The sequence below is a fragment of the Kitasatospora arboriphila genome, assembly GCF_039528095.1.
Taxonomy (GTDB): Bacteria; Actinomycetota; Actinomycetes; order Streptomycetales; family Streptomycetaceae; genus Kitasatospora; species Kitasatospora arboriphila.
In genome coordinates this window covers 46537-52626 of record NZ_BAAALD010000055.1, presented here as the reverse complement: position 1 = coordinate 52626, position 6090 = coordinate 46537, and the positions used below count along the sequence as shown (strand labels likewise).

Below are 6090 nucleotides of genomic sequence, written 5' to 3'. Positions count from 1 at the left end.
GGCGCTCGGCGCGGCGCACCGGGCGGGCGACCGCGGCGGCGGTCCGGTGGGCCGGGGCGGCCGCGGGCTCGGCGGTCACCGCGCAGCGCACCAGCCAGGCGGTGACCGGCAGCAGCAGACCGGCGCTCCAGGCGTGGCCGCCGAGCGGGTCGTCCCCGCCGGACAGCCCGAGCACCATCAGCACCCCGTAGCAGAGCGCGGGCGGCATCAGGCGGTGGGAGCGCAGCAGCAGCTCAAGTTGATAGCGGATCAGGGCGGTCACCGGGCCTCCTCCGGAACGGCCTGCACGTCCTGGGCGTCCTGTCCGGCATCGCCCCGCGCGTCGTGGGCGTGCCCGTCGGCGGCCGGCCCGGGGACGGCCACCAGACTGCGCACGTGCACGCCGCGGTCGCCCGCGAGCAGGGCGCGCAGCAGGGCGTCCGAGTGCGCCCCGGCCACCTCCAGCCGGACGGCCCCGCCGGGCAGGCCGGTGCGGCGGGGTGCGCCGGGCAGCCGCTGGGGCAGCGGGCCCGGCCCGGCGGTCTCCACCTCGACCAGCACGGTCGCACCACCGGCCGGCCCGGTGCCGACGGGCCGCAGGGCGCCGTCGTCGAGCTCGTACGCGGCGGTGGTGAGCCCGGCGAGCCGGGCCGGGTCGTGGTCCACGAAGAGCACCCGTCCGCCGCGGGCGGCCCGGTCGGCGGCCGCCTCGTCGAGCCGGGCGCGGGCGGCGGGGTCGAGTCCCGTCCAGGCCTCGTCGAGCACCAGCAGGTCGGCGTCGGCGAGCAGGGCCTGGGCGACGGCGACCTTCTGGCAGGTGCCCTTGGAGAGTTCGGCGAGCGGGGTGCCGGCCCGGTCCGCGATGCCGAAGGCGTCCAGCCAGTGCTCGGCCCTGCGGTCGGCCTCCGCGGCGTCCATCCCGCGGACGCGGCCGAGGTGCCGCAGGTAGCCGCGGGCGTCGAAGGGCAGTGCGGGTGGGAAGCGTTCGGGCACGTAGGCCCGTCGGGCGGGCAGCTCGGCGGTGCCCTCCGTGGGGCGCTCCACCCCGGCCGCGATCCGCAGCAGGGTGGACTTGCCGCTGCCGTTCGGGCCGCCGATCCGCACCAGCGCACCCGCCTCCACCGCGAGCGCCACCCCGCGCAGGATCCACGGCCCGCGCCTGCCGTACCGCCGTCCAACCCCGTCGAGCCGCATGCGCCCCCTCCCTCCGCGGAAGCCTAGACGGTGCTCCGACCCGGTGGGCCGCGGTGCTCCGATCCGCACAATCCGCTTGGTTCGCACAGGCCCTGCACATTGGGAGAACCGAATTGATGATCCATAGGATGCGCGCGTGACGACTACCCGACGACGAACGGCGACCCGCGCGGCGGGGCTGCTGTCAGCACTGGCGATATCCGCCGGCATGCTGCTCGGCACCCTCCCGGCGTACGCCGACGAACCCAGCGGCACCGCGGCCGCCACCACCGAGGCACCCAAGGTCGACCTCGTCCTCGACGTCAGCGGCTCCATGCGGGCCACCGACATCGAGGGCCGGAGCCGGATCTCGGTCGCCCAGCAGTCCATCGGCGAGGTGATCGACGCCCTGCCCGCGGAGACCGAGTTCGGCATCCGCACGCTGGGCGCCACCTACCCGGGCAACGACAAGGCGGAGGGCTGCAAGGACACCAAGCAGCTCTACCCGGTCGGGAAGACGAACAAGGTGGAGGCCAAGACGGCCGTCGCCACCCTGCGTCCGACCGGCTGGACGCCGATCGGCCTGGCGCTGCGCGGCGCGGCCCAGGACCTCGGCAACGGCCCGACCACCCGCCGGGTGGTGCTGATCACCGACGGCGAGGACTCCTGCGCCCCGCCGGACCCGTGCGAGGTGGCCCGCGAACTGGCCTCGCAGGGCATCAACCTGGTGGTCGACACGCTGGGCCTCGCCCACGACGACAAGACCCGCCAGCAGCTGCTGTGCATCGCCAACGCCACCGGCGGCACCTACACCGACGTGCGGACGAAGGAACAGCTGACCGACAAGGTCAAGCAGTTGGTCAACCGGGCCGGCGAGACCTACCGGGTGACGCCCGCCAAGGTGGCCGGCGCCGACGCCTGCCCGAACGCGCCGGTGCTGCGGCCCGGCGTCTACAGCGACCGCGAGAAGTTCTCCGAGCACCGCGTCTACCGGGTGCCGGTGAAGGCGGGCGAGGAGCTGCGCGCCTCGGTCAGCGTCACCCCGGACCGGGCGGTCGCCCGTGACTACGGCGTGCTGCTGCTGGCCACCGACACCCGCGGCCAGGAGCTGGTGCGCGGCACGGACGCGGGCAGCGGCCGCACCGACGTCGCCTCCACCGGTCTGCGCTGGTCCGCCCCGGCGGCGGACGAGGACGCCACGCCCTCGCCGTCCGGCAAGGGTGCGGCCACCGACGGCGTCGTCTGCCTGGTCGTCAGCAACTCCTTCGCCGCCCAGGCCGGCGTGCAGGCCGAGCCCGGTCTGCCGGTCGAGCTGACGGTGGACGTCGCCAAGGCCTCGCCGTCACCGGACGGCCCGGCCATGGGTCTCGGCCGCGGCTGGATCCTGCTGCTGGTGCTGACCCTCGCGGGCCTGCTGGCCGGCCTGCTCTTCGGCTGGGTCGCGCGCTGGCGGATCGCTGTCTGGCGGGAGAACTGACGATGCGTGCACCGATGATGCGTTCCCTGATGCTGCGTTCGCGGGCCGCCCGTGCCGCGGCCGTGCTGCCGATCGGGCTCGGCGCCCTGCTGGCGGCCGCGCCGTCCGCCGCCGCGGCCTCCCCGTCGCCGGCGCCGTCCGGCTCGGCCGACACCGCTCCGGTGACGACCGCAGGGACGACCTTCCTGACCGCGACGCCGCTGCCCGCCGGGCGGACGGCCGCGGTGTCCGCCTCCACCGGCGACTACCTGTACTGGGCGTTCGCCGCCTCCGAGGGCCAGACCGACACCGTGCACGTCACGGTGGCGCTGCCGCCGTCCGGTGACCGGCACGGCGCGCAGACCTGGTCGGTGGAGCTGTTCGACGGCCTGCGCCGCCGGCAGTCCTGCACCGCCGGTCCGCAGAACGCCACCGCGGACACCGGCACCGCCTCGGTGTCGATGAGCTGCGCGCTGCGGCAGATCCGCTCCTGGGCCGAGCCGTGGTCGGGCGACCCGCTGCCGGGCACCTACTACGTCCGGCTCTCCGTGGCGGACGTACCGCAGCAGGACCTCGGCCTCGCGGCCCAGGTGAAGCTGCAGGTCTCCGCCAAGGGCGGGGCGGACGACGCCCAGCCGGAGGGCGGCGAGCTGAAGGCCCCGCTGGTGCCGCCGGTCAACGCGGGCTCCACCGCGGCGCCCGACGCGACCGCGGCCACCCCGAGCGCCAAGCCCTCGGCCTCCGCCCCGGCGGCGCCGGGCACGGTCGAGGTGGCCGCGCCGGCCGAGCCGGAGTCCCACTGGTACAGCGGCCTGTTCTCCGGCTGGAACACCCGCTGGTACTGGACGGTCGCGGGCGGCGCCCTGGCCGCCCTGGCCGGCCTGTGGGGCTACACCCTCACCCGCCACCCGCGCGGGCGCCGGCCCGCCGGACCGGCCCCGGTGCCTCCGCAGGCGCCCGCGCCGCAGCACCCGCAGTACCGCAGCTGACCCTCCGGGTCGGCAGCACCGCGCAGGGCCCGGCCCCGGCGACACCCCGTCGCCGCGGCCGGGCCCTGCGCCGTTCCCGGGCCGTCCGCCCGGTCAGCCGACCGCGACCGGGACGGGCGCCGCGGCGCCGTCCTCCTGCACCGCCTGCACCGGCCGCCCGGCCTGCGCTGCCTGCGCTGCCGCCTGGGCCTGCTCCAGGCCGCGGACGGCGGCGACCAGCGGCGCGAGCTCGGGGCGGCGCCCGGCCGCGTCCAGGGCCTCGCGCAGCGCGTGGTCGTTGGTGGGCCTGGCCTGCTCCAGCAGGGCGAGCCCGGCTTCGGTGACGTCGGTGTAGATGCCCCGGCGGTCGGTCGGGCAGAGGTAGCGGGCGAGCAGGCCGCGGTCCTCCAGGCGGGTGACCAGCCGGGTGGTGGCGCTCTGGCTGAGCACGACGGCGTCCGCGAGCTGGGCCATCCGGAAGTGGCCGCCCTCGCCGTCGTGCTGGTCGCTGAGCACGTCCAGGACGGAGAACTCGCGCACGCTCAGTGCGTGCTCCGCCTGCAGGGCGCGCTCGATGTACGTCTCGATCCGGCCGTGCAGGGCCGAGAGGGCGCACCAGCCGTGGGCCAGGCCCGGTTCGGGTCGCGTCATGGGGACCACTGCTCCCTTCGCTGCGGTGTCCGTTCCAGGGTAGTCCAACTCCGAAAAAGCCCGCGTTTGCAACTATCGGCGTCTGCAATTAATGTCGAAGCCCGTAAGACCTGCACGCAACCATTCGGAGGGCCACCCATGCCTCTCGCACTCCTGGCGCTCGCCATCGGCGCCTTCGGCATCGGCACCACGGAATTCGTGGTCATGGGGCTGCTGCCGCAGGTGGCCCAGGACTTCGGCGTCTCCGTCCCCACCGCCGGGCTCCTCACCACCGGCTACGCCCTCGGCGTGGTGGTCGGCGCCCCGCTGCTCGCCGTCCTCGGCACCCGGATCAGCCGCAAGCGGATGCTCATGCTGCTGATGGGGCTGTTCGTCGCCGGCAACCTGCTCACCGCCCTCGCCCCCACCTTCGGCCTGGTGCTCGCCGGCCGGATCACCGCCTCGCTCGCGCACGGCGCCTTCTTCGGCATCGGCTCGATCGTCGCGGCGGGCCTGGTGGCCCCGGCGCGCCGGGCCGGGGCGATCGCCATGATGTTCACCGGCCTGACCGTCGCCAACGTGGTCGGCGTCCCGCTCGGCACCCTGGTCGGCCAGCAGGTCGGCTGGCGGGCCACCTTCGCCCTGGTCGCCGCGCTCGGGGTGGCCGGCCTGGCCGGCATCGCCGCCCTCGTCCCGGCCGACCCGCGGCCCGGCACGGACGGCGCGCACCGGCCGGGGATCCGCCGCGAGCTGGCCGCCTTCCGCAACGTCCAGGTCGTGCTGGCGATGCTGATGACCGTGCTGGGCTTCGGCGGGGTCTTCGCCGCGATCACCTACATCGCACCGATGATGACCGGCGCCGCCGGCTACGCGGAGTCCTCCGTCACCTGGCTGCTGGTCCTGTTCGGGCTCGGCATGGTCGCCGGCAACCTGATCGGCGGCCGGTACGCGGACCGCCGGCTGATGCCGATGCTGATGACCGCCCTCGGCGCACTCGCCGTCGTGCTCGCACTGTTCGCCTTCACCGCGCACGACAAGGTGCTGGCCGCCCTGACCGTGCCGCTGATCGGCGCGCTCGGCTTCGCCACCGTCCCGCCGCTGCAGAAGCGCGTCCTGGACCGGACGGCCGACGCCCCGACCCTCGCCTCCGCCGTCAACATCGGCGCCTTCAACCTCGGCAACGCGCTCGCCGCCTGGCTCGGCGGCGCCGTCCTCTCGGCCGGCTTCGGCGCCACCGCCCCCAACTGGGTCGGTGCGCTGATGGCCGCGGCCGCCCTCGGCCTCGCCGTCCTCTCCACCGCGCTGGACCGCCGGTCCACCGCGGCCCCGAACGCGGCCCCGGCCACCGTGGCCGCACCCGCCGACCCGCGGGTGCCCGTCCACCACTGACCGACCGTCCGCCCCTCCTCGCCCGCACCCGGCGCACGATCCACCCGCACCACCGAACCGAACCGGAGCACCCGATGAACCCGCTGACCACCGCCGACGCCGACCGCCTGATCACCGCCGCCCACCGGGCCGCCGGGGCCGAGGGCGTCCGGATCTCCGCCACCGTGCTGGACGCCGGCGGCCACCTGCTGGCCTTCCGCCGCGACGACCGGGCCGTGCTGATCGCCGGCGAGACCAGCACCCGCAAGGCCTACACGGCCCTCCAGCTGGACGCCCCCACCGCCGACCTGGTCGAGGCGGTGCAGCCGGGCGGCGTCTTCCACACCCTGCCGACCGCCCTGGACCGCCCGCTGCTCTTCCTCGCCGGCGGCATCCCGCTGCACCGCGACGGACGGCTCGTCGGCGCCCTCGGCATCGGCGGCGGCGCTCCCGCCCAGGACCACGGCTTCGCCCTCGCCGCCGCGGCGGAGGCCGGCCTCGGCTGACCCTCGCTCA

Annotated in this window: 5 protein-coding genes and 2 pseudogenes; 4 read left to right on the top strand and 3 right to left on the bottom strand. The window is 76.0% G+C overall.

All coding sequences use genetic code 11. From position 1 onward, the window contains the following. Both ABD353_RS25395 and ABD353_RS25390 read right to left on the bottom strand, forming a co-directional pair. Positions 1–262 (bottom strand): annotated as a pseudogene (locus ABD353_RS25395) (ABC transporter); the annotation flags it as partial. Then, complete coding sequence (locus ABD353_RS25390; RefSeq protein WP_344625980.1) at positions 259–1173, bottom strand: ATP-binding cassette domain-containing protein; 915 nt, start codon at positions 1171–1173, stop codon at positions 259–261. The pseudogene ABD353_RS25395 and the gene ABD353_RS25390, both read right to left, overlap by 4 nt. 208 nt (positions 1174–1381) lie before the next feature. Between ABD353_RS25390 and ABD353_RS25385 the strand changes: the two genes are divergently transcribed. After that, entirely contained in the window at positions 1382–2629 is a 1248-nt protein-coding gene (locus tag ABD353_RS25385; protein WP_425555246.1) for a VWA domain-containing protein, read from the top strand. Positions 2630–2631: 2 nt separating this feature from the next. Next, positions 2632–3597 (top strand): peptidase, encoded by a 966-nt coding sequence (locus ABD353_RS25380; protein WP_344625978.1) that lies wholly within the window; start codon positions 2632–2634, stop codon positions 3595–3597. A gap of 195 nt (positions 3598–3792) precedes the next feature. On the opposite strand, the pseudogene ABD353_RS25375 reads toward ABD353_RS25380, so the two are convergent. After that, positions 3793–4227 (bottom strand): annotated as a pseudogene (locus ABD353_RS25375) (MarR family winged helix-turn-helix transcriptional regulator); the annotation flags it as partial. A gap of 138 nt (positions 4228–4365) precedes the next feature. Between ABD353_RS25375 and ABD353_RS25370 the strand changes: the two are divergent. Continuing rightward, positions 4366–5595 carry an MFS transporter gene (locus tag ABD353_RS25370; protein WP_344625977.1) on the top strand — a complete coding sequence of 410 codons (1230 nt, stop codon included), beginning with the start codon at positions 4366–4368 and terminating at the stop codon, positions 5593–5595. A gap of 74 nt (positions 5596–5669) precedes the next feature. Further along, a complete protein-coding gene (locus ABD353_RS25365; RefSeq protein WP_344625976.1) occupies positions 5670–6080 on the top strand; it encodes a GlcG/HbpS family heme-binding protein in 411 nt (136 codons plus the stop codon). Positions 6081–6090: the final 10 nt, after the last annotated feature.

Bases quoted from the DNA above. Each gene is read 5' to 3' on its own strand.
- ABD353_RS25380 (WP_344625978.1), top strand. From the start codon at position 2,632: ATGCGTGCACCGATGATGCGTTCCCTGATGCTGCGTTCGCGGGCCGCC.
- ABD353_RS25370 (WP_344625977.1), top strand. From the start codon at position 4,366: ATGCCTCTCGCACTCCTGGCGCTCGCCATCGGCGCCTTCGGCATCGGC.
- ABD353_RS25390 (WP_344625980.1), bottom strand. From the start codon at position 1,173: ATGCGGCTCGACGGGGTTGGACGGCGGTACGGCAGGCGCGGGCCGTGG.
- ABD353_RS25385 (WP_425555246.1), top strand. From the start codon at position 1,382: ATGCTGCTCGGCACCCTCCCGGCGTACGCCGACGAACCCAGCGGCACC.
- ABD353_RS25365 (WP_344625976.1), top strand. From the start codon at position 5,670: ATGAACCCGCTGACCACCGCCGACGCCGACCGCCTGATCACCGCCGCC.